Source organism: Actinomadura spongiicola, assembly GCF_003432485.1.
Classification (GTDB): Bacteria; Actinomycetota; Actinomycetes; order Streptosporangiales; family Streptosporangiaceae; genus Spirillospora; species Spirillospora spongiicola.
In genome coordinates this window covers 84397-110497 of the sequence record NZ_QVNQ01000006.1, presented here as the reverse complement: position 1 = coordinate 110497, position 26101 = coordinate 84397, and the positions used below count along the sequence as shown (strand labels likewise).

Here is a 26101-nt window from a genome sequence, read left to right as displayed (position 1 = left end):
TATGTTCCGTCCGGTTCATATTTCTAGCATCGATGGAGTTCGGAGGTGGGGTCGATGGCCGGTCGGACGGAGACGCTGCTCCCCTCGGCGGAGCCCGTGCGGTTCCTGACCGACAGCGGTGCGGCGGCGCGCGGACGGACGAACTATCCGACGCCAGACCCTGAACTCCTGCGCCGGGCCTACCGGGCGATGGTGGTCGGACGGCGGTTCGACGCGCAGGCGACCGCGCTGACCAAACAGGGTCGCCTGGCCGTCTACCCGTCCAGCCGCGGGCAGGAGGCCTGCCAGGTCGGCTCTGCACTCGTCCTCGACGAGAACGACTGGTTCTTCCCCACCTACCGGGAGTCGGTCGCGCTGGTCACGCGCGGCATCGACCCGGTCGAGGTGCTCTCCCTCCTCAGGGGCGACTCACACTGCGGATACGATCCCCGGCGCCATCACACGGCGCCGCAGTGCACACCGCTCGCGACCCAGGCCCTGCACGCTGCGGGCCTCGCGTACGCGGAGCGCCGCAAGGGGACCGGACGGGTCGCGTTGGTGTGCGTCGGCGACGGCGGCACCAGCGAGGGCGACTTCCACGAGGCGCTCAATTTCGCCGCCGTGTTCAAGGCGCCGGTGGTCGTTCTCGTCCAGAACAACCGGTACGCCATTTCGGTGCCGCTGGAACGCCAGACCGCCGCGCCCTCACTGGCCCACAAGGGAATCGGATACGGGGTCCGTTCCGAGCGGGTGGACGGCAACGACCCGGTCGCCGTCCTGGCCGTTCTGACGGCGGCCGTCGAGCACGCCCGGGAGGGGAACGGGCCGTTCCTCGTCGAGGCGCAGACCTATCGGCTGGAACCGCACACGAACGCCGACGACCCGTCCCGTTACCGCACGGAGGCGGAGGCCGAGGAATGGCGGCGGCGCGACCCGATCGCGCGGTTGGAGGCCTATCTGCGGCGTCGCGGCCACCTCACCGACACCGACGTCGCCGCGTTCTCCGCCGAGGCCGAGGAGTTCGCCGAGAGCCTCAGAACCCGCATGAACGCCGATCCCGAACTCGTCCCGCTGGGGCTGTTCGACCACGTCTACGGCACACCGACACCGCAACTCGACGAGCAGCGGGCGCTGCTCCGCGCGGAACTCGAGACCACGTCCACCCCGGAGGCGCTGTCATGACCACAATGGCGCAGGCCCTCAACACGGCACTCCAGGACGCCATGGACGGCGACGAACGCGTCCTGGTGTTCGGCGAGGACGTCGGCGCGCTCGGTGGCGTGTTCCGCGTCACGGACGGGCTCGCCGCGAAATTCGGGGACGACCGCTGCTTCGACACCCCGCTCGCCGAATCCGGCATCGTGGGGTTCGCCGTGGGAATGGCGATGGGCGGTTACCGGCCCGTCGTGGAGATGCAGTTCGACGCGTTCGCCTACCCGGCCTTCGAGCAGATCGCCTCGCATGTGGCGAAGATGCGCAACCGCACGCGCGGACGGATCGAACTGCCCCTCGTCATCCGCATCCCCTACGCGGGCGGGATCGGCGGCGTCGAGCATCACAGCGATTCCAGCGAGGCCTACTACGCCCACACGCCCGGCCTGAAAGTCGTCACTCCAGCGACGGTCGAGGACGCGTACTCGCTCCTGCTGGAGGCGATCGACGACCCCGACCCGGTCGTGTTCATGGAACCGAAGAAGCTGTACTGGTCGAAGGCGGACATCGAGCGGTTGGAACGCACGGAACCGTTCGGCCGCGCCGCCGTACGCCGCCCCGGCACCGACGCGACGGTCGTCGCGTACGGGCCGGGCGTGCCGGTCGCGCTGGAGGCCGCCGACGCCGCCACGGCCGAGGGCTGGGACCTGGAGGTCATCGACCTGCGGACGATCGTCCCGTTCGACGACGCGACCGTCGCCGAGTCCGTGCGCCGCACCGGACGCTGCGTCGTCGTCGCCGAGTCCGCGGGCTTCGCCGGGGTCGGCGCGGAGATCGCCGCCCGCGTCCAGGAACGCTGTTTCCACAACCTGCTGGCGCCGGTGCTGCGCGTGACGGGTTTCGACGTCCCGTACCCGCCGCCGATGCTGGAGCACCACCATCTGCCGGACGTCGACCGCGTCCTCGACGCCCTCGACCGGCTCCAGCGCGACGACCGTCCCGACACCCGGTACCTCGACGTCCGGGACGGTGCCGCATGAGCGAAACGATCTTTCGGCTGCCGGACCTGGGTGAGGGGCTCACCGAGGCGGAGATCGTCGAATGGAAGGTGTCGGTCGGGGACGTCGTGACCGTCGACCAGGCCGTCGTCGAGGTGGAGACCGCGAAGGCGGCCGTGGAGGTGCCCGTCCCGATCGCCGGAACCGTGACACGGCTGTACGGCGACGCGGGGACGGTCATGGACGTGGGCGCGCCCCTCATCGCGGTGACCGCCCGGAAGACCGCCGGGACGGAGGCGGCCGAACGGTACCGGGAAGAGGAACGGGCCGGCTCCGGCAACGTCCTCGTCGGCTACGGAACGAGCACGACCCGCCGCTCCCGACGCGCCGCCGCCCGTCCCCAGACACCCCCACGCCCGGAGACTCCACGGGTAGGGACCCCGCGCGTCATCTCCCCCGTGGTGCGCCGTCTGGCCAAGGATCACGGTGTCGACCTCGCCGCGCTCACCCCGAGCGGCCCGGGTGGCGTCATCCTCCGCAAGGACGTCGAGAAGGCCATTGAGAAGGAGGCCGCCACGGCCTCCCCACGGGACGGCGCGGACGTGGTGCGCATCCCGCTCAAGGGGGTGCGGCGGACGACGGCGGACAGGGTGGCCCGCAGCCGCCGCGAGATCCCGGACGCGACCACCTGGGTCGACGCGGACGCCACCCGCCTGCTGAAACTCAAGAGGAACATCCAGCGCACCGACCCGGACGCGGCCGTCGGGATGCTGGCCCTGTTCGCCCGGATCTGCGTGGCGGGCCTCCGCCGCTTCCCCGAGCTCAACGCCCACGTGGACGTCGAACGCCACGAGATCGTCCAGGTGCCGCAGGTCCATCTCGGGTTCGCGGCGCAGACCGACCGGGGTCTCATGGTGCCGGTCGTCCGCGACGCGCACCGCCTGACATTGGCGGAACTCGCCGCCGAGCTGAAGCGGCTGACCGCCGCGGCCCGCGACGGCGGGCTGTCACCGGACGACCTCACCGGCGGCACGTTCACGCTCAACAACTACGGCGTGTTCGGCGTGGACGGCTCCACCCCGATCATCAACCATCCGGAGGCCGCGATGCTCGGCGTCGGCCGGATCGCCGACCGGCCCTGGACGCACAAGGGCAAGGTCCGGTCGCGGAAGGTGACCCAGTTGTCGTTCACCTTCGACCACCGGGTCTGTGACGGCGCCGTCGCCGGAGGGTTCCTCCGATTCGTCGCCGACTGTGTGGAGCGTCCCGAGACGCTCGTCACCCACCTGTAGCGGACCGGCGGCGCAGCCCGTCGAACGCGACCTTGCACAGCGCGTCGGCGATGTCGTCAGCGCCCGCTCCGCCGCGCCGCGGCCTGTACCACTCGATCAACGAGTTGACCAGGCCGAACAGCAGCCGGGCCGTGATCACCGGGTCGATGTCGGGGCGGATGTCGCCGTCCGCCTCGGCCTGCTCGACCAGCCCGGCCACCAGCCGGTCGAACTCCCGGCGGCGGGCCAGCGCCCGCTTCTCCACCGCGGTGTTGCCGCGCACCCGCAACAGCAGGGTGACGAACGGCTGCTCCGCGACGAGGACGGCGACGCTGGCCCTGACCAGGTGTTCCAGCCGGTCGATCGCGCGACCCTCCACGCCCGCGGCCTCGTCGGCGGCGGCGAACAGCCTGTCGAGCGCGCGGTCGACGGCGAGCCTGAGCAGCTCGTCCTTTCCGGACACGTGGTAGTAGATCGCCGACTTGCTGATGCCGAGGCGCTTGGCGAGCTCGTCCATACTGGTGCCGTCGTAGCCGCGTTCGTTGAACACCTTGACGGCGACGCGCAGCAGCGACTCCCTGTCGTACCCGGGCCGCCCCCGCCGGGTCGCCCGCCCGTCGCGCACATTGCTCACGGCGCCATTATCGCAGCGCCGCCGCTCTCTCTGACCGAACGGCCGGTAGGTTGCCCGGCGGGCGGGCCGACGGTCAGGCGGCGGTGGCGACCTTCCAGAGATGGCCGTCGGGGTCGCTGAAGTAGCCGGAGTACCCGCCCCACTCGACCGCCGCCGCCTCCTTGACGACGGCGCCGCCGGCGGCCACCGCGGCGCGGATGACCTCGTCCACCGTCTCCCTGGAGTCGGCGACGAAGTGGTACGAGCAGCCGCGGAACCCCGACCCCTCCGCCGGGACGCCCGCGTCCTGCGCCGCCGCCTCCCACCGGTAGAGGACCAGCGACGAGGACCCGTCGCCCAGGTCGCATTTGACGTAGTCGCCGTGGTCCTGGGCGATCTCGCAGCCCAGCCCCTCCGCGTAGAACTTCTTGGCCCGGGCCACGTCCGTGACGCCGAGCATGATGGCGCTCACCTTCAGTTTCTCGTTCATGAGGTTCACGCTAGGGACCGGCCTGTTCCGGCCGCTTCTCGATTCCTGACCGCTTCGCCCGGGTCCGCCCTGACCAGACCCCCTGTGCGGCCGTCCGGCCACGCAACGCGACGATCATGGCTTCAAAATCGGTCGAAAAGGCAGAGGTTGTCGCATAAGCTCAGCGAACCTCGCACACGGTGAGCGCGTCCTACCTAGTGCGGCGGCGACATCGGCTCGAATCGCCGGGTTACATCCGGGCCCGGCGAGGGGAGATGATCAACATGGCACGGCAGCAGCTCATCAAGCGCCCCAGACCCCCGCGTCAACCGAGCCCACCCGACCTTCGGACCCCATCTGGCCGCCTCCTGCCGTACTGACCGTTTCCTTCGCGGCGTCTTCCACGACCCTTCGACGGGGCCCTCCGGCGGGGCCTTCCCGGTCGGGGAAGACCCGCGCCGTTTCACGCGCTCACGCCGGACGGACACCCCGCTGTGTCCACGCGACGAGCCGGTCGAACGCGGTCAGGAAGTCGGACTGCATCGGCCGGACGAGCCCGGGGAACGCGCCGCTCAGCCCATCGGTGTGGGTGCCGCCGGGCACGCGGTAGTAGCGGTGCAGCCTCTCCCGTCCCGCCTTCCGGACCATTCCGGCGTATACGTCGCCGTACTCGCTGCTCGGCGTCAGAACGTCGAGCGTGCCTTGAACGCTGATGAGCGGACGAGAGATCCGCCCGGTCAACGAAACCCGGCGAACGGCCGCGTGCACCTCCCCTGGACGCGCCTCAAGGCGGTAGTCGGTGTCGCACCCCCCGCCCGAACCCTCCTTGCAGAACGGTGTTCCCGCCTCACCGGCACCGTCATAGGACGGGTCCAACTCCTCCCGGACGATCCGCTGCAAGAAGTCCCAAAGGTTCTTGTGGTGGTAGTCCCAGAGCGGCTCCGATCCCGCCGGATATCCGGCGGCGAGCATCTCCTCACGCGCCCCCGGCACGCCCGCCGCATACCGCGGATAGGCGCGCAGCGCCGGAGGCAATGTCGTGAGCAGGCTCGGCCCCTCGGCCGCGAAGAACAACGCGTTCCAGTCGACGCCTCCGCTGTACAGCGACGGGAATCGTTCGAGCTGGCCCCGGACGAGGTAACCCCCGGCGGACAGCCCCGCGACGTACGTGTGGCGCGGCGGACGACCATACCTCTGCGCCGCGACGCGCTTGGCCGCCCGCGTCAACTGGGCCATCCGCCAGTGCCATTCCTGGATGGCGTCACCGGGTCGGCGCCCGTCCTTGTAGATGGTGGGCCCGGTGTTGCCCTTGTCCGTCGCCGCGAACGCGTATCCCCTGGCCAGGACGTGGTCGCCGATGATCCGGTCGTTGGCGTACTGCTCCCGGACGCCGGGCGGCCCGCTGACGACCAGCCCGCCGTTCCAACGCCGTGGCAGCCGGATGACGAACTGCGAGTCGTGATTCCACCCGTGCGTGGCATTACTCCTGGACGAGTCAGGGAAATAGCCGTCGATCTGGATTCCGGGAACACCGGACGGATTGACCGTCCCGGGGGCCTCCAACCCCGCCCAGTCGGCCGGATCCGTGTGCCCGCCCCGAACCGTCCCGGCCGTCGTCAGATCGGGCAGGCACACGGCGTCGGACCGCGCGGCGCCGGGGACCCGCAGCCCTCGCTCCCCACATCCCGTATCCGCCGCCGAGGCAGGAGCGGCCAGGGACGCCAACAGAACGGGAACGAGCATCAGGGCACGCACCATGTCGAACACCTTTCGTGAGGGAATTCACGCACCGTAATGAGCGCCGTCTTTCGCGGGTAAGTGCGAAACGGCCGGACTCGCCCCCTCCGAACGGCACATGACCTTCGGCCGGATTTCGCCGCGCCGGTGGCCGGGCCGTCCGATCCCCGCGTAGCCTCCGTCCATGTCCTCGACGCGCCCGGTGCCGTGGGTGTCGCCCCTCCTCTGCCTGGCGGTACTGGTCGGCGGCGGGTACTACGCCCTCGTGGACGACGGCCCGTCACTCCGCCTCGCGGGCTTCTCCGCCCTCCTGCTCGTCCTCATCGGCCTCGACTTCCTGGAAAGACACATCCCGGCGCCCGCCCTCCTCCTCGTCCAGGTCGCCCTCTACATCGCCGTCAACACGCTGGACGACTCCGGCATCTCGCGCGCCCTCATCGTCCTCGTGCCGTTCACCGCGTACTTCACCTTCGGCCCCCGCACCGCGATCGTCCTCGGCACGGGCTGCGTCGCGGCGCTGCCGCTGCTCTTCACCCTCAACATCCCGAACTGGCAGACCAATGCGGAGCGCGTGTCCGACGTCGTGATGTTCGCGCTCGGCGTCGTCCTGGCGATCACGATGGCGGCGGTCGCCGTCCGCGAACGGGAGGCCCGCGTCCGCCTCGAAGCGACCCTGCGCGAGGTCGAGACGCTGTCGGCCGCCCAGGAACGCAACCGGCTCGCCCGCGAGATCCACGACAGCCTCGGCCACCACCTCACCGCGATCGCCGTCCAGCTGGAGAAGGCCACCGCGTTCGCCGACCTCGACCCCGCCAGCGCCCGGAACGCCGTCGGCAGCGCCCGCTGGTCGGCGGACCGGGCCCTGACCGAGGTCAGACATTCGGTCCGGGCACTCGGACGACGCCCGTTCCGCCTCACCGACACCCTCACCGAACTGATCGACCACCTCAACGACGACCGCCTCACCATCAGCCTGGACGTGACCGGCGACGAGGACGGCCGCCCGTTGACCCCCCTCCACGCGCTGTATCGCGCCGCGCAGGAGGCCCTCACCAACGCGTGCCGCCACTCCGGCGCCACCAACGTCCGCCTGTCCCTGTCCTACGACGAATCGGGTGCGAGCCTCACCGTCACCGACGACGGCCGAGGCTTCGACCTGCGCGAAGGGTTCGGCCTGCGCGGCATGCGCGAACGCATCGAAGTCCTGGACGGCCACTTCGACCTGGCGAGCACCCCCGCCGGGACGACGATCTCGATCCGGGTGCCGTGGTGAGGCCCGTCCGCGTCCTCGTCGTGGACGACCAGGAACTCGTCCGCGAGGGCATCGCCTCGCTCCTCGGCATCCAACCCGGCATCGAGGTGATCGGCACCGCCGCGGACGGTGCCACCGCCGTCGACGCGTCCGCGTCCGCCGACGTCGTCCTGATGGACGTCCGCATGCCCGGCATGGACGGCGTCACCGCCACCGCGCAGATCCTCGCCCGACACCCGTCGTGCAAGGTCGTCATACTCACCACGTTCGACGACGACGAGTACGTCGTCCAGGCCATGCGGGCCGGAGCGGCGGGCTACCTCCTCAAGAACCTCCCGGCCGCCGAACTCGCCGCCGCCGCCCGCCTGGCCGCCTCCGGCATCACCCAACTCGACTCCACGATCACCCGCCGCCTGACCGCCGCCCTCCCCGACCCGGGCGTCCTCACCCCCCGCGAAACGGAGGTACTGCGCCTGATCGCCGGAGGCGCCACGAACAAGGAGATCGCCGCACGCCTCTACCTCAGCGAAGGCACGGTCAAGAACCACATCTCCCGCATCCTGCAACGCCTGGGCCTACGCGACCGCACCCAGGCCGCCCTCTACGCCCGCGACCAGAACCTCCTCTAAGCCAGTTCCCGTTCCAAAACAGCGGCGACCTCCCGATACCGGCTGACCGGCACCAGATGCACCCCATCGAACGCGCCGCTGTCCCGAATGGCGAGCACCTGCTCACAGGCCGCCGCGACCCCCGCAGCCCGATCCCGTTCGACGGCGTCGACGAGCTCCTCGGGAATCTCGATATCAGGAATGGCCCCCGCCAGTCTCCGGGCCATGCCCGCACTGGCCAACACCATCACACCCGCGTACACGGGCCCGTCCACCCCAACACTCTCCCGCCACCGCAGCAGCTTCTCCACCGAATAACTGACCTGCACGAACATGAAGTCGGCCGCCCGCTTCCACTCCGGCACCTTCCGCAGCCCGGCCGCCACCCCGACCTGAAAGGGCTCACACCCAGGAAAAACAGCGTCCCGAGCCTCATCCATCATCGCCCGAACGGTCAACTCACTGGTCCGTCCCCCCACAGACGGCTTATCCCCATATACAAACAGAAACCGCTCAACCCCATAAGCGGCAGCCGTCAACAGATCCCGACGAAACCCCAGCAGATTACGATCACGCGAGTTCAGACAAGCGATCCCCCGCGCCCCCATCGCCTGCACCTCATGCGCCACCGCCACACTCGACACGGTCGCCCGCCCAATGTGGTTGTCCGGAATGAGAAACGAGTCCGCCACCGGACTCAACACCCCGATCTGATGCCGCACCCGCGTCAAATCCGGCCGCGTGGGCGGCTCAACCTCACACACCACCTCAAATCCCATCCCCCGACCCTACCCCGGCGTGTCCGTTGCCGTCCGCCCTCAACCAAGGAAACGTGGCACAGACAGCCGACTCACATCTCACTCAGGAGTGTCATGCCCGACCCGATCCCCACCCTGGACTCCCGGTTCAGCGACCCTGACACACAAGCCACCCCTTGGCCGACCACCCGCGAAACCCTAGAAAACGCGCAACTCTTCTGGATCACAACAGTCCGCGCAAACGGACACCCCCACGTCACCCCCCTGGTGGCCGTCTGGCTAGACGACGCTCTCCACTTCTGCACCGGCCCCGCCGAACAAAAGGCGCACAACCTGACCACAAATCCCCACGTAGTCCTGACCACGGGCTGCAACACCTGGAACACAGGCCTGGACGTCATGGTCGAAGGCAAGGCCCACCGCATCACCGACCGCCCCACCCTCGAACGCCTAGCCACCGCATGGGCGACAAAGTGGGACGGCCAATGGCAATTCCAGGCCACCGACACCGGCTTCTCCCACGAAGCCTCCGCCACCGCCCTGGTCTTCGCCGTACACCCAACCAGAATCCTCACCTTCACCAAGAGCCCCTACACCCAAACCACCTACAACTTCGACTGAGCATCCCAGTCGTCGACGACCAACCCGCGCGAAGCACAAGTTCCCCAACGACACTCGCGTTGCGGACGGTAGTTGGGTATCTGCGCCGCGGAGGCCGGGTGCGTGGTCGGGCCCACGACTGCAGGGCGGGACAGTAGACGGCCCGCACGTACCGCACCGCGCCACCCGAGGCAGCCCCGCACCGATACGCACAAAAGCCCCGACCATACGTGCTGATCGGGGCGTTGCCTGCCTACTAGGGCATGCCGTGCTGGCCGCGTTTGATTGCGGTCACGAGGTCGCGGAACTTCGGGGCAGGGAGCGCGACGCGGGCACCGTGGGGGTCCTTGGAGTCACGCACGCCGATGTCACGGGCGAGTGCCGCAACTTCCACACAACCCGAGTCCCCAGAGTTGGCGCTACGGCTGGACTTCCTCCACATGATCACTGCCATGCTCCTCGATCACCTCTCGAAGTCACCTACAGAGAGTGCGTGTCCAGACTCCCGCGCTTGATCGAGTTCACAAGTTCATGGAAGCGCACCGCGGGAAGTGCGATCTTGGGGCCGTTCGGGTCCTTGCTGTCCCGTACTCCGATGCTTCCTGGACGCCGCGCAACCTCCACACAGTCACCGCCGGACGTGTTGCTACGCGACGCCTTACGCCAAGCAATCATCGGTAGGTCTCCAGAGCTTCTTCGAGGATGGCCCGCATTGAGCCGATTCCCTCCGCGCGTGTCGCTTATTCGGTACATCCGACACCGAGGGCCACATCTGGACAGGGAGTCCGCCGGGGGATGGTCGGGCTCGCCCACCGCAGCACGCGACCGTTGACGGCCACCGCGCGTTGCGCGTGCGAGGCCCCGTCCCAGGACATTGCCGGAACGGGGCCATGACTTGCGATTAGAGCTTGTCCAGGTCCCCGCACTTGATCCGGGTCAGGAACGCACGCGCGGCGGACGTTGGGAGAGCGAACCTCGGCCCATCCGGATTCTTGCTGTCGCGGATGCCGACCGCGCGGGGGAGGGCCGCCATCTCCACACAGTCCGACTGCGCAGTAGAGCCGCTGTGCGACGACTTACGCCACTCGGTCATTGGTAGGTCTCCATGCTCTCTTCGAGGATGGTTCGCGACGTGCCGACAGGTGCCGCTACGTCGCCTAGTCGGTCGTAGCGTACTGCGTACTTCATCACTTCCGTTGGGATGGTCACCAGTCGCCCCCTTTCGGGGGCGTCTGTGAACGCGACTTCCCTGTCTCCCGCGGCCAGTAGTCGGAACGACCCGTCCAGCCCATTATGTGCTTCGCTGGCCCCTTCCAAGACGCGTATGGAGACGTTAGGCGCATCTGCGAGTTCCGCCAGGTGCGAGAGCTGTGCGCGCATGACGTCCGAGCCCCCACGGGTTGCGCGAGTACGGTCAGTTCAATATGACGCTCATTAGCGGTGGTTCGGCCCGATGCCACACGACCGCCTGTCGCGCCAGCCGCTGCTCCAGCGCCTCCTCTACACCGGAGACCATTCCGGTAGCCAGCATGGCTCGCGCGTAGTCCGGAGTTTGAAGGAGGCCGGGGACCAGCAGCGCGGCCCAGATACGGTGCCGTGTCGACCGTTCCTCGTGCTCCGTGAGCCCCGTGAACCAGTCACCGTCGTCACTTGCCTCCGCCAAACGGACGCGCCGGGCAAAAGTTGCCCCCCAGAGGGCATCCAGCTTCTGGGCGTAGCCGGGAGAGAGGCGCAGCCGTCCGTTTTCTACTCGGGAAACGTACGAACGATCGCATCCGAGTCGCTCGGCGAGCTTGTTTCCTGACAGCCCGCGCGCCTCGCGCAGTCTGCGCAGTTCAACGGCGATGTAGTCCCATAATGATCTGTCCGGGTCGAGCGCTTCGGGTTCTGGCATGTTTCGCTCCGCACGTTTCCGGTGTTCCGCGAACGTAGAGAACCTACACCCGAAGAGCGCATTCTTGTGGTCCGAGATACAAACTTCTGCCCTGGGAGTTGGGATCGGGCATGAGCATGTATGGAAGGCACTCCGGCCGAGAACCGGTGCAGGCTCAAACGACACAGGCCGGAATGGCATGGCAGGAGCCGAATGTCCGTGAGGGGATGCGACCGCACACCGCGCGTCGTATTCCGGATGTGCCCGATGTGCCGGATGCATCCGCGATGCCGGATATCCTTCAGGTGCTTTCGCCGGTGCATTCTGAGCGGCTGGCGGCGCTCAGAGAATTGCAGGAAATTCTGACTCCGGATAGGCGGCTCGCAGCCGTCCTCACGGAGGATCGAGGGTACCCGGCGTTGCGCGTCGCACGGCTGGACGGGCGCGGGTCCCTGTTGGTCGGTTGTGCGTACTACCGGTTCGTGACCGGCTGGGGCGAGAACACGCGTTGGATCGCCGACGTGAATCGGCTCCCCTACGCGGCGCGCGCAGTCGTTGAACTCCTGGTGGGAGGGCCGGGTCGTGACCGGTGAACTGACCGCGCGTCCAGAGGCGTTCGTGCCCCTGGCGGTCGCCGCGTACGAGCAGGCGTGGCGTCAAGAGCGGATGCCCATGAGGCTGGGGCATGTCGTTCTCGCGATCGCCGAAGACGAGGCCCGGGGGTTGCTGGCCGCGACGGCGGAGACGCGCGCCAGTGAGGCCCTGAGAACAGCGTGCGATGTGGTGCACCCGGTCATGCGTTCACTCCTGTTGACGCGGGGCTACCTTCCGGACACCGCGAACCGGCTGCGGGCGCTGGCGTCCGAGATCATGCGGGACACACTGGACGAAACCGAAACGGCCCCGAAGTCTCCGCCTGGCTTCCGAGACCTCATGCGGCGGACGTAATCCCCCAACGTCCCCTCGCGTGAGCGCCCGGGACTCAGCTCCCCCGATCCGAGTCCCGGGGCATCCATTCGTCCCGACCCGCGTGTGTAGGTCTCGCAGCTTCACGCGCGTGGACGGGCCGCTGTCCGGCGCGTGACCCCCGTAGTAGGTGGGGTGGGCCGTACGGGTGAGGTCACCCGGACAGCAGGACGGCCTCCGGGATCTTTGGCGCTCCCGGGGGCCGTCCGTGTGACCCTGTCCATCTTTGTCAGCCCTTGGCCCGGTGTCCCCCTTCCACCAGGCGGAGGAGCCGGACGCGAAGCAGAGGCCCCCGGGAGCGGCCGACGTCGTCAGCTCTGCATAGAAGTACCGGGGTCTTCGTCTGGGTGGAGGGCTCAGACGGGGCGAGGCGCGATTGATCGGTTGTTACTCGGCGCGGGCCACGCCTACGGGGCAGGAGAGGCCGGTGCCGCCTAGGCCGCAGTAGCCGTTCGGGTTTTTGGTGTCCGAGAGGTACTGCTGGTGGTAGTCCTCGGCGTAGTAGAAGTCGGTGGCCTCGGTGATTTCGGTGGTGATGGGGCCGTGGCCTGCCTTCGTAAGAACAGCCTGGTAGGCGTCTCGGGAGGCTTCGGCGGACTTCTGTTGGGCGTCGGTGCGGTAGAAGACGGCTGAGCGGTACTGGGTGCCGATGTCGTTGCCCTGGCGCATGCCCTGGGTGGGGTTGTGGGCTTCCCAGAACACGCGGAGCAGCTCTTCGTAGGTGACCCTGGTGGGGTCGTAGACGACGCGGACGGTTTCGGTGTGGCCGGTTCGGCCGCTGCACACCTCTTCGTAGGTGGGGTTGGGCGTGTAGCCGCCCTCGTAGCCCACGGCGGTGGAGACGACGCCCGGGGTCTGCCAGAACTTGCGTTCGGCGCCCCAGAAACAGCCGAGGGCGAACTCGGCGATCTCCGTGCCGTCCGGGAAGGGCGGGGCCAGCGGGGCGTCGAGGACCTCGTGGCGCGGCGGTACCGGGAGGGGCTGGTCCCTGCCGGAGAGGGCCTTCTCCGGGGGGACCATCTGGGTCTTCGCGAAGCCGAACATGCTTTCAGGTTAGCTCGCGGACGGAGTCATGAGCGTGGATCTTTTTGGCTGATTACGTCCTGGTAAGTTGCCTGCGTGGTGAAACGGGGGATGGCGTTCGGGGCCGGGGCGTACGCGCTCTGGGGGCTGTTCCCCCTCTACTGGCCGCTGCTGAAGCCCGCGGGGGCCGTCGAGATCCTGGCGCATCGGATCATGTGGTCGCTGGTCGCGGTGGTCGCGGTGCTCGCCCTGCGGCGCCGGTGGGGGTGGGTCAGGACGCTGACCTTGCGGCAGGGCGTGCTGCTGGCGCTGGCCGCGGTGGTGATCAGCCTCAACTGGGGCACCTACATCTACGCCGTCAACAACGGGCAGACGATCGAGTCGGCCCTGGGGTACTTCATCAACCCGCTGATCAGCGTGGTGTTCGGCGTCCTCATCTTCCGGGAGCGGCTGCGGACGTGGCAGTGGTGCGCGGTCGGGATGGGGACGCTGGCGGTGCTCGTGCTGACCGTCGACTACGGGCGTCCACCCTGGATCGCCCTGGTGTTGGCGTTCGCGTTCGGGATCTACGGGCTGCTCAAGAAGTTCGCCGACATGCCCTCGGCGGAGGGGTTGGCGGTGGAGACGGCCATGCTGTTCCTCCCCACGTTGGGCTTCGTGCTCGTGCTGGAGGGGCGGGGGGACGCGGCGTTCGGGCATCACGGGGTGGGGCACGCGGCGCTGGTCGCGCTGGCGGGTGTGGTGACGGCCGTCCCGCTGCTGCTGTTCAACGCGGCGGCGATCAGGCTGCCGCTGTCCGTCATCGGCATGTTGCAGTATTTGGCGCCGGTGTTGCAGTTCGTCATCGGGTTGACCGTCCACCATGAGGAGATGCCTCCGAGTCGGTGGGCGGGGTTCCTGCTGGTGTGGGTCGCGCTGGTGATGTTGACCTGGGACGGCTTGAACGCCGCGCGGCGGGAGGCCGTCCTCGAAACGCCTTAGATGCTTCTTCGGTTTGGTCAGGTGGGGGGAAGCAGGTCGCTCTCGCTGATGGTGTACGTGAGCGGGGGGTAGGTGAAGTCCGTTTCGGTGTTCTCGCGGCGGCGTAGCCGGTAGAAGTCGCGTCTTTGCTCTTCGTCGGCCAGTACGAGGCGCTCGCCTTGGGGGAGGTGGGCGTGGCCGTCGCGGAAGCGGAGGAGGGTCTTCGAGGTTCGGAAGGTGACTCCCAGCCATCGGTTGTCCGCCGGGGGGACGGACGTGTCTGCGACGATCTTGTGTCTGAGCCGTCGGTTCGAGGCGATGGAGAACGCGACGATGCTGTTGTGGGTGAGGGGGACCTCGAACCTCTCGTCACCGGGGGCCTTCGATTCGAAGATCAGCTTCCTTGGCGGGCCCGCTTCGGGGTGCTCGTAGCAGGAGAAGACGGCGATGGACGATCCGTCGGCCAGATCGAGGGCCTGGTCGGAGTGGCTGCCCATGGTCTTGTACGCGTTCGTGTAGATCTCGATGAGGGCGTTGTTGACGTCGACTGAAAGCGCCGCGTGTTCTTGAACCTGTCGCGCCAGGCGTTCGTGTATCGGCTGGAAACGCTGCGTTGGGCTGCCGTATCGCGTGGTGGTGCGTACGAGAGGCACGCCGCCGGTTTCGTCGACCTTGGTGAGCACGGCGCTTCGCCGACCTTTTCCCACGTCTTCCCAACGAACCGACGCGGACAGCTGCGAGAATAGGTTCTTCTCGGTCGGCAACGTGCACGTCAGGATTTCGTCCGAGATCTTAGACTCGGGGGGCAACATAGTCTCCCGTGTTCATACTGAAGAGAAGCTCGTCGCCGTAGTCGATGAAGGACGAGGTTCTGTTCTCTTCGGCGTATAGCCTGCGCAGCTCGTTCATGCCCTCCGGTGTGGGCGGCCCCAGCTTCACCAGGTCTCCGTCCTTCTTGAGGAACGTGTGACCATTCTTGTGGACGGCTTCGGCGCTCGAACAGCGCACCACGTAGCCCAGGCGGATCGGGAGCGACTCCGCGTCCAACCCCGAGGGCCGGATCTCGTGCGTGTACAGGCGATTGGTGGACAGGGGCATGAAGAACACGGAGCCGGGATAGAGAGTCAGGCTGAACGTCGGAGGGAGCCCGTCGCGTTCTTCGGTCGGCTCTTTGAGGCGGAAGTGGAGCTTGGTCAGACCGCTGGCTCCCCGCACGCCGAGGTCGAAGGGGTCTTCGGCGCGGCGCCGCAACCTGTCGAGCCGGTCATAGAAGGTGCAGAAGGCCATGATGCCGTTGGCGGGCATGTCCTTGGTCTTGTCGGCATGGGACGAGATCTTGGCCTTGGACTGCTTGCGCCCGGCCGTGGCGGGAGTGTTGTGGTAGATCTGCGCGAGGACGTGATTGAGCGGCGCCTGGTTCCGGAAGACGGTGGCCGCCTCACGATTCAGGGCCTCGACGATGCGCGTGTCGGTCGGACCGAAGTTCTCGGTCGGCCCCGAAAGATTCGTGGAGCATCGGAGCAGGCGGAAATGTAGTTTATCACCGTCCTGTGTGACGGGTGTCAGATAGATGCCACTGCGACGGGCCGTTCCAGGCTTGGTGGACTCCGTCAGTGACTGGAACTCGTGCTCCGCACAGATTTTGTTGAAGTGATCGGCGTCGAGGTCGAAAAAGCGACGGTAGTACACGCCGACGCCGTGTACACGGATGGGGACTCGGCCGAGGTCGACGACGGTCCAAGGTTTGTCGTCCTCCTCGTGGTAGCCGTGCGAGAATTCCCGGACCACGAATACCCGGGCCGCCTCGTGCAGTTGGCGGCCATCGATCCCGGAGACATCGCCGCAAAGGTAGACGGTCTTCTCCGCAAGCTCCACCGACCCGGAGGCGAGGTCCTCCAGCCTGATCACAGACCCGAAGAAGTCTCTGATCAGGTCATCATCGTGAAACGTCGACGGCACGACCAGAATATTGCTCGCATCGTCGATATCGGCTTCCACCGGCTCTGTCGTGTACAACCCCGTACTCGCCATTCGCACTTCGTCCGACCCATCTCATAAACATCCGGACAGTAGCGGACGTATGGTCAGCAGCTTACAGCCGATCATGCCTCGGCCACGGCGCTCACCGCCGCCGAGACCCAGAAGATGATCATGGCGATGGCGGAGCTCTCGACAACGCCGTTCAAGATCACCGCACCGCCGATCGGAGGCCTCCTGGCGGGGGCGGCCCTCAGGAGGTTGGCCCGAGTCGGCCCGAACTCCGCCCGCCGGGACGCCCCGACCCGACCGAAACGCTCCCACCTGGGCGGACGCGTCAAGTTGCCTCAACAAATGAGACAACCAACCCAGATAGTGACACGAGCACACCAGTGGCGACCAAAATACCTAACGTGGTAAACCTTGTTCATGTTAAATGATCATGTGATACTTCCAACGAAACTTACATATCGCCCATAGGACGCAGGAAGCAACAGAAGACTCTAAACACCCATCCGACCAACGGGGAGGGTGACCGAGGCCTGTGCTGCGAGCGGCGGACCTCCCCGTGCCCAAGCCACAGGACGAGTCGCTTCACACAAGGGGCCATCGGTACATGTCCGTTGACGTCGGCGCGGTTCCACGCCAGAAGCCCAAGAACTTCCCCCTCTATCGCACGGTCGCCGGGTTCGTTCGCGATCCACTCCGACAGTTGGAGCGGATCAGCACGGAGGGAGACGGCCGGCTCATCCGGCTGGACCTCGGCGCCTCGCGGCCCTACCTCGCCACCCATCCCGACCACGTGCAGCAGGTGCTCCGGCGCGAGGCGGAGAACTTCCAGCGGGACGGCGTCTTCTGGCGCCCGCTGCGCGACCTCATGGGCGACAGCATCCTCGCCGAGGGCGCCGAGTGGGAGCACAGCAAGCGGACCTTGCAACCGGTGTTCACCACGCGCAACGTCAACAGGCTCACCGGGCTGATGGCCGAGGCGATCAACGACGCCGTCGACGCGCTCGACGAACCGGCACGCGAGGGGCGGCCGATCGACGTGCTGCCGGAGATGGGCCGCATCGTCAACGAGACCGTGATCAAGGTTCTGTTCGGCGACAAGATCTCGCCCGCCGACGCCGACCGGCTGATACCCACGTTCGACCAGATCGCGACGTCGATCTCGTTCCGGTTCCTGCTGCCGTTCGTCCCGCGGGCGATCCCGCTGCCCGGTGACCGGGCTTTCAAGGACGCCGTCCGGGTGATGGACGAGGTGCTCTTCGACCTCGTGGCACGGTACCGGGACGACCCGGGCGACGGCAGCGACATCTTCACCGCGCTCTGCCAGGCCCCGACCGAGGACGGCGGCCCGCCCGACGACCGGTGGATCCGCGACAACCTGCTCGCCATGTTCGCCACCAGCACCGAGACGACGACGCTGGCGCTGACCTGGCTGTGGCCGCTGCTACACGATCATCCGGACGTCGAGGACCGGCTGGTCGCGGAGATCGACGGCGTCGTCGGCGGCGCACGCGTCCGCCCGGAGCACCTGCCCGAGTTGCCGTACGTGACCCGGGTCGTCCAGGAACTCCTGCGCCTCTATCCCGTCGGCTGGATGTTCCCGCGCATGGCGACCAGGCCGACCGTGCTCGGCGGCGTCCCCATCGAGCCGGGCGATCCCGTGCTCATCAGTCCGTTCCTCACCCACCGGCTGGCGTCGGTGTGGGACCGGCCGCTGGAGTTCGACCCGGAACGGTTCACGCCCGAGAACTCCCGCAAGCGGCACCGCTACGCCTATTTCCCGTTCGGTGGTGGACCGCACCAATGCCTCGGCCGGCACGTGTTCAACGTCGAGGCGCAGATGATCCTGACGAGCATTCTCAGCCGGTTCCGCCCCTCCCTGTCGGAGACGATCTCCGCCATGCCCCGGATCGGCGCGACCCTGCGCCCGCGGCAGTCGCTGGAGATGACGCTGACGCCCGTCGGGCGGGAGAGGTGACGCGGCCGGACGCACTCACGGAAGCGCGCGACGCCGGGACCGTCATGGCCCGGGCCGTGAGATGCGCCCGCGACCTCGCCGACCGCGCCGCGGCCTACCCCGACCTGTTCGACGCGAAGCCGATCGACGAGACGCTGTTCAATGCGGTCGCCTGCGCGAACGCGTTCGGGTCGCCGGACCTCGACGCGTCCGGCATCAGGATGGCGGCCCGCACCTCGCTGTGGATCTTCGGCCTGGACTGGCTGGTGGATCATGTCGCCACGGAGCGGTCCGTCGTCGACGACGTGAACCGGCGGTGCCTCGCCGTCGCGTCCGGCGGCCCGCCCGTGCCGGGGGACGGTCTCACCCGTTTCCTGGCCGAGATCCGGGACGACGCCGCGAAATCGTCCGCGTTCGAGGTGCTGCGCGACGACTGGCTGGCGCAGCTCCGCAGGTTGCTGGAGTGCGGGGCCCGGGAGTGGACGTGGAAGTCGGGTGACCGGGCGAACCGGCCCACCTTCGACGAGTACCTGGACAACGCCGACAACTACGGCTCGGCCTGGGTGAACGTCTCGCACTGGATCGTCCACGCCCATGAGGGCGTCCTCGACCACATCGGCGAACTCCAGGTCGTGAGCCGGGAGGTGCAACGCGTCCTCCGGCTGCTGAACGACCTGGCGACCTACGAGCGCGACGTGACATGGGGCGACCTGAACGCCCAGATGCTCGGTGTGGACCGGGCCACGATCACCGCCAGGATCGACGAGATCGTGGCGCGCTGCCGGGAACTGCTCCGACCGCTTCGGGCCGACTGCCCCGACGCGGTCGCCTACCTCGAACGACAGATCGGCTACAGCACCGGGTTCTACGGCCTGAGCGACTACTGGGGGTCACTGTGACCGTTGAAGAGGCGAAGCCGGCGTCCGCCGACACGGTCGCCGCCGACCCCGACGATCTGACCGCGGCCGCCGCCGCGCTGGTGACCGGGCTCGTCCGCGAACCCTGGGGACGGTCCTCCCCGTCGGTGTACGAGACCGGACGGCTGGTGAGCCTCGCCCCGTGGCTGACCGGGCACGTTCGACGGCTCCGGTTCCTGCTGGACACGCAGCGGCGGGACGGCACGTGGGGGCCACCCGACCCGGGATACGCGCTCGTCCCGACATTGAGCGCGAGCGAGGCCCTCCTCTCCACCCTGCGTCCGCGCGAACGACTCCGGCCGCACTGCCCGCTGCACACCGAGATCGTGCGGGCCGTCGGCAGGGCCCTGCGGACCCTGGCGCGCCGCCTCGACGGCAGCAAGGCCGCGGACTACCCGGACGTCCCGGCCATCGAGCACATCACGCCGGTGCTCGTCGAGCAGATCAACGGGCACCTCGACCGGCTGCGACCGCATGCGCCCGGCGCCCTGGCCCTCTGGTGCCCGAGCGGCCGGCTGAGCGCGCCCGCGGGAATGGACGGCGCGGTCGTCGCCGCCGTCCGGGACCATCTCGGCACGGGCGGCGCCGTACCGCCGAAGATGCTGCACGCCCTGGAGATCGCGGGTCCCGTCGCCGGACGTGCCCGCGCGGTCCGTCCCGTGCCGATCCCCGTACCGGCGCGTCCGGTGCCGGAAACGGCTCCGGGCGACGAACGCGAGACGTTCGCGACCGTCGGCGCGTCGACCGCGGCCACGGCCGCCTGGCTGGGCGGACCCCGCGCCGCGCAGGGCGTCCGGACCGCGCACTGCGGCCGCGCCCCGCGCGACGAGGCACCGGTGCGGCGCTACCTGGAGGCGGCCGTCGAGCAGCATGACGGTCCGGTGCCCGTGACGGCGCCGATGACCAACTTCGAGCGCGGCTGGGTGCTGAGCTGGCTCGCGCGGGCCGGAATTCCGCTCACCGTGCCGCCGGAGTTGGTCGACCAGATGCGGGCGGCGCTCGGGGAGGACGGCGCACCCGGCGGGCCGGGCCTGCCCCGCGACGCCGACACGAGTTCCGGTCTCCTTTACGCGCTCTCACTGCTCGGTGAACCGCACCCGCCCGACCTGCTCTGGCAGTACGAAACAGACACGCATTTCAGCAGTTGGCCCGGTGAAAACGGGCGCTCGGTCACGACCAACGCCCACGTCCTAGAAGCGTTCGGCCATTACTTGGAGTGTGCGGACAGCGGACCTCGTAAACGTTACGTGGCGACCGCACAAAAAGTGACGGCATGGCTGATCGGCCGGCAGAAGGAGGACGGTCGGTGGGAGGACCGCTGGCATGCCTCACCGATGTACGCCACCGCCTGCTGCGCTTTGGCGCTGAACGCGTTCGGCGGGCCGGAATCGGAGGACGCCGTGGATCGGGCGATCAGATGGGTGCTGGATGGACAACTCGCCGACGGCTCCTGGGGACGATGGGGCGGCACGGCCGAGGAGACCGCCTACGCCGTCCAGATCCTGACTCTCCCCCGGGCCGGACGCGACCCCTCACGGACGGCGGCGGTCGGACGAGCCGTACGGCACGGCGCGGCCTACCTCCGCGCGGCCGTGCGCACGTCCCTCCGCACGTCCCTGCGCACGGCCTCGACCGAGGGGGTCGGGGACGTCGACTCCGACAAATCACCTCTTTGGCACGATAAGGACCTATATCGTCCTATAACGATCGTGCAGGCGGCGGTTCTCAGCGCTCTTCACCGCGCCCGACAGGAAGTGGATGACATCCACGTTTCCAGAAAGTGAATTTCATCACTCCACTCCACTCCCGGCCTGCCCCGACCTGGGAAAGGTAAACCATTCACCTTGAGGTGATTTGGTGGCGTTGGTAAGGTTCAGCGGTGCGCTGACCGGTCACCCGGCAGAGCGCCACCCGCACTCACCGCCACCAGTGTTCCGCAGCCGGGCCAGAGCACCCTCGCATTGCGGACACCTTGACAATTGTTGGGGCGATCATCATGCGTTTCCGCAACTCACGGCTGCGGACCAAGATTGTGGCCCTGCTGGTCTCCATGACCGCGCTGTGGGCCTTCGCCGCCTGGGTGACGTTGCGCGAAGGTGTGAATCTGCTGTTCGTGAGCACCCTCGACAGCGTGGTGGGCCCGAGCGACCCGCTGCTCGTCGAACTCCAGCACGAACGCCGCCTCACGGTGACGCTGATCGCATCCGGACAGCGCCGTCCCGACCTGCTCGCGGCCCAACGCGCCCGTACCGACCGGGAGCGGTCCATCGTGATCGACCGGGCCAACAGCGGGTCCGTCCACCGCGCCGCGGACGACGCCATGGAGGAACGGCTGGACGCCATGGTCGAGCTGCTGCGCGGGCTCGACCGGGACCGTCAGGCGATCGACGCCGGGACCGCCGACCGCCGCAAGGTCATCCAGGTCTACTCCGCGGCCATCGAGTCGATCTTCCGCATGTACGACGGGACGACCACGCTCGACGACAAGGGCTTCACCACCGCGCTGCGAGCGGAGATCGCCGTCAACCGGTCCTGGGAGCTGCTCGCCCACGAGGACGCGGTCATCGCCGGGGTGCTCGCGACCGGCCGGTACACCGCCGCCGACCAGCTGGAGATCGCCCAGACCGTCGGCGCCCGGCGGCTGCACTTCGACCGCGCCATGGTCGACCTCGAACCCGCCGACCGGCGGGCCTGGATCGAGCTGACCGGCAACAAGAGGCTCGCTGAGGTCAGGGCCCTTGAGGACTCCCTGCTCTCGCGGGCCAGACCGAGCAGGTCCGTCCCCCGGTTCCGGGTCACCGCCGAGGAGTGGCGGACGACCACCGAACCCGCGCTCGCCGAGATGCGCACCACCATCCAGAACGCCGGTGACCGGCTGGTCGAACGCGCCAAACCGATCGCCATCGGGGTCATCGTCCGGCTGGCGCTCGCCGGTGGGCTCGGGCTGCTCGCGGTCATCGCGTCCGTCGTCGTGTCGATCACCACCGCGCGTGCGCTGGTGCGGCAACTGGAACGGCTCCGCAACGCGGCGCGGGAACTGGCCGAGCAGCGGCTGCCCGGCGTCGTCGAACGCCTCGGACACGGCGAGAAGGTGGACGTCGCGCTCGAAGCGCCGCCGCTGGAGTTCGGCACCGACGAGATCGGGCAGGTGGGACGGGCGTTCAACGTCGTCCAGGAGACCGCGATCCGCACCGCCGTCGAGCAGGCCGAACTGCGCCGCGGCATCCGGGACGTCCTGCTCAGCCTGGCCCGCCGCACCCAGACCCTCGTGCACCGGCAGCTCGCCATGCTCGACACCATGGAGCGCCGCCGCGACATCGAGGTCAAGGAGCTGGAGGAGCTGTTCCGGCTCGACCACCTCGCGACCCGGATGCGGCGCAACGCCGAGAACCTCATCGTGCTGTCCGGCGCGCTGCCCGCCCGCGGTTGGCGCAACTCCGTCCCGATGGTGGACGTCGTCCGCGCCGCGGTCGGCGAGGTCGAGGACTACACCCGCGTCACCGTGCTGCCGTTCGGACCGGTCGAGCTGGTCGGACGCGCGGTCGGCGACGTCACCCACCTGCTCGCCGAGCTGATCGAGAACGCGCTGTCGTTCTCCCCGCCGGACACGATCGTCCAGGTCGGCGGGCACCTCGTCGCCAGCGGCTACGCCATCGACATCGAGGACCGCGGGCTCGGCATGACCGACGAGAAGCTCGCCGAGATCAACGAGCGGATCGCGAACCCGCCCGACTTCAACCTGCAGAGCTCTGTCCAGCTCGGCCTGTTCGTGGTCAGCAAGCTCGCCGAGCGGTACAACGTGCAGGTCTCGCTGAAGCGCTCCGCCTACGGCGGGACCACGGCCGTCATCGTCATCCCCAGGGAACTCGTCGTCGAGGAGAAACGCCCAGCGGCCCCGGTCCGCGCCACCACCCAGAACGGGCTGGAGGTGCGCCGCCCCACCACGGTCGGCGCCACGACGGGAACGCGCCACTCCTCGGTCGCCGGTTCCCCGCCCGCCCCGCCCGCGCTGATGGCGGTGCCGCCGGCCCGCGTGGACCCGGCGCCCCAGACCGAACCACCCGCCGAACCACCCGCCGAACCCCGCCAGGCCGACCCGGCGTCCCAGCGGGATCCGGCGCCCCAGGCGGATCCGGCTCCCGCAGCGGACCCGCGGCCCCAGCCGGAGGACGACCAGCATCCCCAGCCGGAGGACCAGCCACCCGTGCCCGACACTCCCACCACCCCGTCCGGTCTTCCCGTCCGGGTGCCGCAGGCGAATCTCGCCGAGCCCCTGCGCACCGACGAGCCGGTCGTCGCCGAAGAGCCGGAGGAGCATGACGATCCCGGCCGCTCTCCCGAGGAAATCCAGCGGATCATGGGCTCCTATCAGCGCGGCAGCAGGCAGGGCCGCTCTGACGCCGCCCGGACGCGGCAGCGTGACCACAGCAACGCAGCGGAAGGCGAGGAAGATCAGTGACGCAGAAGACCGGTGCCGCATCCGATCTGGGCTGGTTGCTGGACGACCTCGTCCACCGGCTGCCGCACGCCCGCAGCGCCGTCGTCCTGTCGGCGGACGGTCTGCTCATGGCGGCGTCGGAGGGCATGACCCAGGACGACGGGGAGCACCTGGCCGCCGTCGCCGCCGGAATCCAGAGCCTCGCCAAGGGGGCCGGAACCAGGTTCGGCGGCGGACCGGTCCGGCAGACGATCGTCGAGATGCAGTCGGCGTACCTGCTGGTGACGGTGGCGGGCAAGGGCGCCTGCCTGGCGGTGCTGGCCGAGGAGGACGCCGACGTGGGCCTCATCGCCTACGAGATGGCCATGCTCGTCACGGCGATGGGGCACCATCTCACGTCCCCGTCGCGTGCGGAGGTCGCCACGGAGGCGCGCTCCACATGATGCCGCCCGAGGACCCCACGCCAGACTTCTGGTCCGAGGACCCGCCGCAGCCGCCCGCGCCGGCGCCGGAGAACAACGCCGACCGGTGGCTCGACGACCGGGCCGGCCCCATGGTGCGCCCGTACGTGATGACGAGCGGCCGCATCGAGCCGTCCCACGGCAGGTTCGACCTGATCACGCTGGTGGTCGCGGTCGGCGTGGAACCCGACACCACGATCGGGCTGGGTCCCGAACACCTGGCGATCATCCGGCTCTGCCAGAACGTGATGTCGGTCGCCGAACTCACCGGACACCTCGACCTTCCCGTCGCCACCGTGCGGGTGATGCTCGGCGATCTGCTCGACAAGGGGTTCGTCTCCCTACAGGAACCGGAACCGGAGGCGGACATGCACGACATCAGGCTCTACAAGGCGGTGATCGATGGTCTCCGGGCCCTCTAGACGCGACGCGCCGACCCGCGGTGTGCGCGCCCGCCGGCTCCCCACCGCGGTGAAGATCGTGATCGCGGGCGGTTTCGGGGTCGGCAAGACCACCATGGTGGGGACGGTCTCCGAGACCCGGCCGCTGCGCACCGAGGAACTCCTCACCGACCAGAGCATCGGCGTGGACGACGTCGCGGGCGTGGAACGCAAGGACACCACCACGGTCGCGATGGACTTCGGTCGCATCACGATGCAGGACGAGTACGTCCTCTACCTGTTCGGCACCCCCGGCCAGAAGCGCTTCTGGTTCATGTGGGACGAGGTCACGCTCGGCGCGCTCGGCGCCGTCGTCCTCGCCGACACGCGCCGCCTGTCCGACTGTTTCCCCTCGGTCGACTACTTCGAGCGCCGCAAGACGCCGTTCGTCGTCGCCGTCAACTGTTTCGAGGGCGCGAAACAGTACGAGCTCGCGGAGATCGAGATGGCTCTCAACCTGGGTCCGAGAGTCCCGGTGATGCTCTGCGACGCCCGCAGCCTGGAGTCCTGCAAACAGGTTCTGATCAACCTCGTCCTGCACGCCATGAAGTACCGGGGGCTCACCGAGGAGCCCCAGCCCCAGAAGGCCTGAGCCGCGGCCCGTCAGCCCGTCCGGGAGACGACGTAGTCGCAGAGGTGGGTCAGCGCGTCCCGGGCGGGGATGGCGGGCAGGGTCAGCAGCTCCCGGCGGGCGTCCTCGGCCCAGCGGCGCAGGTCGGCGCGGGCGCGGTCCATGGCCGGGTGGGCGCGCAGCAGGGCGAGCGCCTCGCCGTGGAGCGCGTCGTCGGTCAAATCCTGGACGAGGAGTTCCCGGAGCCGGGCGTCGTCCGGGCCGGAGCCGACACCGCCGAAGACATGGTGCACCGGCAGCGTGCGGATGCCCTCGCGGAGGTCGGTGCCCGGTGTCTTGCCGGACTCCTCCGTCTCGGACGCGATGTCGAGAATGTCGTCGGACAGCTGGAACGCGATGCCGATCTTCTCGCACGCGGACGTGACGGTCCGCACGACCTCCGGCGGAGCGCCCGCGAGCAGCGCGCCGAAATGACCCGAGACCGCGATGAGCGAGCCGGTCTTGTCGGCGACCACCTGAAGGTAGTGCTCCAGCTGGTCGGCTCCCGGGGCGGGCCCCACGGTCTCCTGGATCTGGCCGCGGACCAGACGACCGAACGCGCGGGCCTGGATGCGGACCGCGTCGGGTCCGAGGTCGGCGAGCAGGTCGGACGCGCGGGCGAACAGGTAGTCGCCCGTGAGGATCGCGACGGTGTTCGTCCAGCGCAGGTTCGCCGACGGCTGGCCGCGCCGCACGGTCGCCTCGTCCATCACGTCGTCGTGGTAGAGGGTGCCGAGGTGCGTCAGCTCGACGACGACGGCGGCGGGGACGATGCCCGGCGCCGACGGGTCGCCGAAGTGGGAGGCGAGCAGCACCAGCATCGGCCGGAACCGCTTCCCGCCCGCCTCCAGAAGGTGCTTGGACGCGTCGGTGAGCAGCGGGTCCTCACCGCGCACGCAGTCGAGGAGCAGCGTCTCGACGGCGTCGAGACGCTCCGTGGCGTCGGCCGCGAGCGCGGCGTCGAGGGAAAGCCCGAACGGGCCGGTCTCCTCCGGCCCGCCGGGTTTCTCGGTGGACGGGTGGCTCACCCAGG

28 protein-coding genes and 1 pseudogene are annotated in these 26101 nt (G+C 68.7%); 16 read left to right on the top strand and 13 right to left on the bottom strand.

The features are described from left to right. Window positions 1–54 precede the first annotated feature (54 nt). From pdhA to D0T12_RS20285, 3 genes are read left to right on the top strand one after another with little or no spacing between them, the layout of a single operon-like run. Complete coding sequence (gene pdhA, locus D0T12_RS20295) at window positions 55–1161, top strand: pyruvate dehydrogenase (acetyl-transferring) E1 component subunit alpha (RefSeq protein WP_117401229.1); 1107 nt, start codon at window positions 55–57, stop codon at window positions 1159–1161. After that, window positions 1158–2171 (top strand): alpha-ketoacid dehydrogenase subunit beta, encoded by a 1014-nt coding sequence (locus tag D0T12_RS20290; protein WP_117401228.1) that lies wholly within the window; start codon window positions 1158–1160, stop codon window positions 2169–2171. The genes pdhA and D0T12_RS20290 overlap by 4 nt, the downstream gene beginning before the upstream one ends. Next, window positions 2168–3421 carry a dihydrolipoamide acetyltransferase family protein gene (locus D0T12_RS20285; RefSeq protein WP_117401227.1) on the top strand — a complete coding sequence of 418 codons (1254 nt, stop codon included), beginning with the start codon at window positions 2168–2170 and terminating at the stop codon, window positions 3419–3421. Before D0T12_RS20290 ends, D0T12_RS20285 begins: the two co-directional genes overlap by 4 nt. On the opposite strand, the gene D0T12_RS20280 is transcribed toward D0T12_RS20285, so the two are convergent. The 3 genes from D0T12_RS20280 to D0T12_RS20270 form a co-directional block, all read right to left on the bottom strand. After that, complete coding sequence (locus tag D0T12_RS20280) at window positions 3408–4025, bottom strand: TetR/AcrR family transcriptional regulator (RefSeq protein WP_117401226.1); 618 nt, start codon at window positions 4023–4025, stop codon at window positions 3408–3410. The two genes, D0T12_RS20285 and D0T12_RS20280, sit on opposite strands and share 14 nt — an antisense overlap. A gap of 82 nt (window positions 4026–4107) precedes the next feature. Next, a complete protein-coding gene (locus D0T12_RS20275) occupies window positions 4108–4503 on the bottom strand; it encodes a VOC family protein (RefSeq protein WP_117401587.1) in 396 nt (131 codons plus the stop codon). A 450-nt stretch (window positions 4504–4953) separates the two neighbouring features. Beyond that, window positions 4954–6240 carry a tannase/feruloyl esterase family alpha/beta hydrolase gene (locus D0T12_RS20270; RefSeq protein WP_117401586.1) on the bottom strand — a complete coding sequence of 429 codons (1287 nt, stop codon included), beginning with the start codon at window positions 6238–6240 and terminating at the stop codon, window positions 4954–4956. 163 nt (window positions 6241–6403) lie between these two features. Here D0T12_RS20270 and D0T12_RS20265 point away from each other — a divergent pair, with 163 nt between their 5' ends. Beyond that, window positions 6404–7492, top strand: coding sequence for a sensor histidine kinase (locus D0T12_RS20265; protein ID WP_117401225.1), 1089 nt, complete (start codon window positions 6404–6406; stop codon window positions 7490–7492). Beyond that, the gene (locus D0T12_RS20260; RefSeq protein ID WP_117401585.1) at window positions 7489–8100 is read left to right on the top strand and encodes a response regulator transcription factor; all 612 of its coding nucleotides are present in this window, start codon (window positions 7489–7491) and stop codon (window positions 8098–8100) included. Before D0T12_RS20265 ends, D0T12_RS20260 begins: the two co-directional genes overlap by 4 nt. On the opposite strand, the gene D0T12_RS20255 is transcribed toward D0T12_RS20260, so the two are convergent. Then, complete coding sequence (locus D0T12_RS20255; protein ID WP_117401224.1) at window positions 8097–8858, bottom strand: methylenetetrahydrofolate reductase; 762 nt, start codon at window positions 8856–8858, stop codon at window positions 8097–8099. The genes D0T12_RS20260 and D0T12_RS20255 overlap by 4 nt on opposite strands. A gap of 93 nt (window positions 8859–8951) precedes the next feature. On the opposite strand from D0T12_RS20255, the gene D0T12_RS20250 reads away from it, so the two are divergent. Beyond that, window positions 8952–9458, top strand: a complete 507-nt coding sequence (locus D0T12_RS20250) for a pyridoxamine 5'-phosphate oxidase family protein (protein WP_117401223.1) — start codon at window positions 8952–8954, stop codon at window positions 9456–9458. A gap of 235 nt (window positions 9459–9693) precedes the next feature. Here D0T12_RS20250 and D0T12_RS20245 read toward each other — a convergent pair whose 3' ends face one another. The 5 genes and pseudogenes from D0T12_RS20245 to D0T12_RS37045 all read right to left on the bottom strand — a co-directional run bounded on the left by D0T12_RS20245 (window position 9694) and on the right by D0T12_RS37045 (window position 11331). Beyond that, entirely contained in the window at window positions 9694–9879 is a 186-nt protein-coding gene (locus D0T12_RS20245; protein WP_117401584.1) for a DUF397 domain-containing protein, read from the bottom strand. A gap of 38 nt (window positions 9880–9917) precedes the next feature. Continuing rightward, window positions 9918–10112, bottom strand: coding sequence for a DUF397 domain-containing protein (locus D0T12_RS20240; RefSeq protein WP_117401222.1), 195 nt, complete (start codon window positions 10110–10112; stop codon window positions 9918–9920). A gap of 226 nt (window positions 10113–10338) precedes the next feature. Continuing rightward, on the bottom strand, window positions 10339–10530 hold the full coding sequence (locus D0T12_RS20235) for a DUF397 domain-containing protein (protein WP_117401221.1): 192 nt from the start codon (window positions 10528–10530) through the stop codon (window positions 10339–10341). Then, a pseudogene (locus D0T12_RS37050) lies at window positions 10527–10829 on the bottom strand (Scr1 family TA system antitoxin-like transcriptional regulator); the annotation flags it as partial. The pseudogene D0T12_RS37050 and the gene D0T12_RS20235, both read right to left, overlap by 4 nt. A 22-nt stretch (window positions 10830–10851) precedes the next feature. Further along, window positions 10852–11331, bottom strand: coding sequence for a Scr1 family TA system antitoxin-like transcriptional regulator (locus D0T12_RS37045; protein WP_158581549.1), 480 nt, complete (start codon window positions 11329–11331; stop codon window positions 10852–10854). A 173-nt stretch (window positions 11332–11504) separates the two neighbouring features. Here D0T12_RS37045 and D0T12_RS20225 point away from each other — a divergent pair, with 173 nt between their 5' ends. After that, the gene (locus tag D0T12_RS20225; RefSeq protein ID WP_158581547.1) at window positions 11505–11903 is read left to right on the top strand and encodes a hypothetical protein; all 399 of its coding nucleotides are present in this window, start codon (window positions 11505–11507) and stop codon (window positions 11901–11903) included. After that, window positions 11893–12258, top strand: coding sequence for a hypothetical protein (locus D0T12_RS20220; protein ID WP_117401218.1), 366 nt, complete (start codon window positions 11893–11895; stop codon window positions 12256–12258). Before D0T12_RS20225 ends, D0T12_RS20220 begins: the two co-directional genes overlap by 11 nt. A gap of 405 nt (window positions 12259–12663) precedes the next feature. On the opposite strand, the gene msrA is transcribed toward D0T12_RS20220, so the two are convergent. Further along, a complete protein-coding gene (gene msrA / locus D0T12_RS20215) occupies window positions 12664–13320 on the bottom strand; it encodes a peptide-methionine (S)-S-oxide reductase MsrA (protein WP_117401217.1) in 657 nt (218 codons plus the stop codon). Between the two features lie 75 nt (window positions 13321–13395). Between msrA and rarD the strand changes: the two genes are divergently transcribed. Next, entirely contained in the window at window positions 13396–14280 is an 885-nt protein-coding gene (gene rarD, locus D0T12_RS20210) for an EamA family transporter RarD (protein ID WP_325050826.1), read from the top strand. A gap of 17 nt (window positions 14281–14297) precedes the next feature. Here the strand turns inward: rarD and D0T12_RS20205 are convergent, their stop codons facing one another. Both D0T12_RS20205 and D0T12_RS20200 read right to left on the bottom strand, forming a co-directional pair. After that, entirely contained in the window at window positions 14298–15071 is a 774-nt protein-coding gene (locus D0T12_RS20205; protein WP_117401215.1) for an alpha-ketoglutarate-dependent dioxygenase AlkB, read from the bottom strand. Beyond that, on the bottom strand, window positions 15052–16257 hold the full coding sequence (locus D0T12_RS20200; protein ID WP_233526185.1) for a hypothetical protein: 1206 nt from the start codon (window positions 16255–16257) through the stop codon (window positions 15052–15054). The genes D0T12_RS20205 and D0T12_RS20200 overlap by 20 nt, the downstream gene beginning before the upstream one ends. 595 nt (window positions 16258–16852) lie before the next feature. Here D0T12_RS20200 and D0T12_RS20195 point away from each other — a divergent pair. The 7 genes from D0T12_RS20195 to D0T12_RS20165 all read left to right on the top strand — a co-directional run bounded on the left by D0T12_RS20195 (window position 16853) and on the right by D0T12_RS20165 (window position 25050). Next, on the top strand, window positions 16853–18223 hold the full coding sequence (locus D0T12_RS20195; protein WP_117401213.1) for a cytochrome P450: 1371 nt from the start codon (window positions 16853–16855) through the stop codon (window positions 18221–18223). After that, entirely contained in the window at window positions 18220–19101 is an 882-nt protein-coding gene (locus D0T12_RS36650; protein WP_117401212.1) for a terpene synthase family protein, read from the top strand. Before D0T12_RS20195 ends, D0T12_RS36650 begins: the two co-directional genes overlap by 4 nt. Beyond that, window positions 19098–20903 (top strand): prenyltransferase/squalene oxidase repeat-containing protein, encoded by a 1806-nt coding sequence (locus tag D0T12_RS20185; protein ID WP_233526184.1) that lies wholly within the window; start codon window positions 19098–19100, stop codon window positions 20901–20903. The genes D0T12_RS36650 and D0T12_RS20185 overlap by 4 nt, the downstream gene beginning before the upstream one ends. Window positions 20904–21115: 212 nt before the next feature. Continuing rightward, window positions 21116–23578 (top strand): sensor histidine kinase, encoded by a 2463-nt coding sequence (locus tag D0T12_RS20180; RefSeq protein WP_117401211.1) that lies wholly within the window; start codon window positions 21116–21118, stop codon window positions 23576–23578. Beyond that, window positions 23575–24000 (top strand): roadblock/LC7 domain-containing protein, encoded by a 426-nt coding sequence (locus D0T12_RS20175; protein WP_117401210.1) that lies wholly within the window; start codon window positions 23575–23577, stop codon window positions 23998–24000. The genes D0T12_RS20180 and D0T12_RS20175 overlap by 4 nt, the downstream gene beginning before the upstream one ends. Then, window positions 23997–24440, top strand: coding sequence for a DUF742 domain-containing protein (locus D0T12_RS20170; RefSeq protein WP_117401209.1), 444 nt, complete (start codon window positions 23997–23999; stop codon window positions 24438–24440). Before D0T12_RS20175 ends, D0T12_RS20170 begins: the two co-directional genes overlap by 4 nt. Beyond that, window positions 24421–25050 carry a GTP-binding protein gene (locus D0T12_RS20165; RefSeq protein WP_117401208.1) on the top strand — a complete coding sequence of 210 codons (630 nt, stop codon included), beginning with the start codon at window positions 24421–24423 and terminating at the stop codon, window positions 25048–25050. Before D0T12_RS20170 ends, D0T12_RS20165 begins: the two co-directional genes overlap by 20 nt. A gap of 11 nt (window positions 25051–25061) precedes the next feature. Here the strand turns inward: D0T12_RS20165 and D0T12_RS20160 are convergent, their stop codons facing one another. Further along, on the bottom strand, window positions 25062–26096 hold the full coding sequence (locus D0T12_RS20160; RefSeq protein ID WP_117401207.1) for a polyprenyl synthetase family protein: 1035 nt from the start codon (window positions 26094–26096) through the stop codon (window positions 25062–25064). Between the last annotated feature and the right edge of the window lie 5 nt (window positions 26097–26101).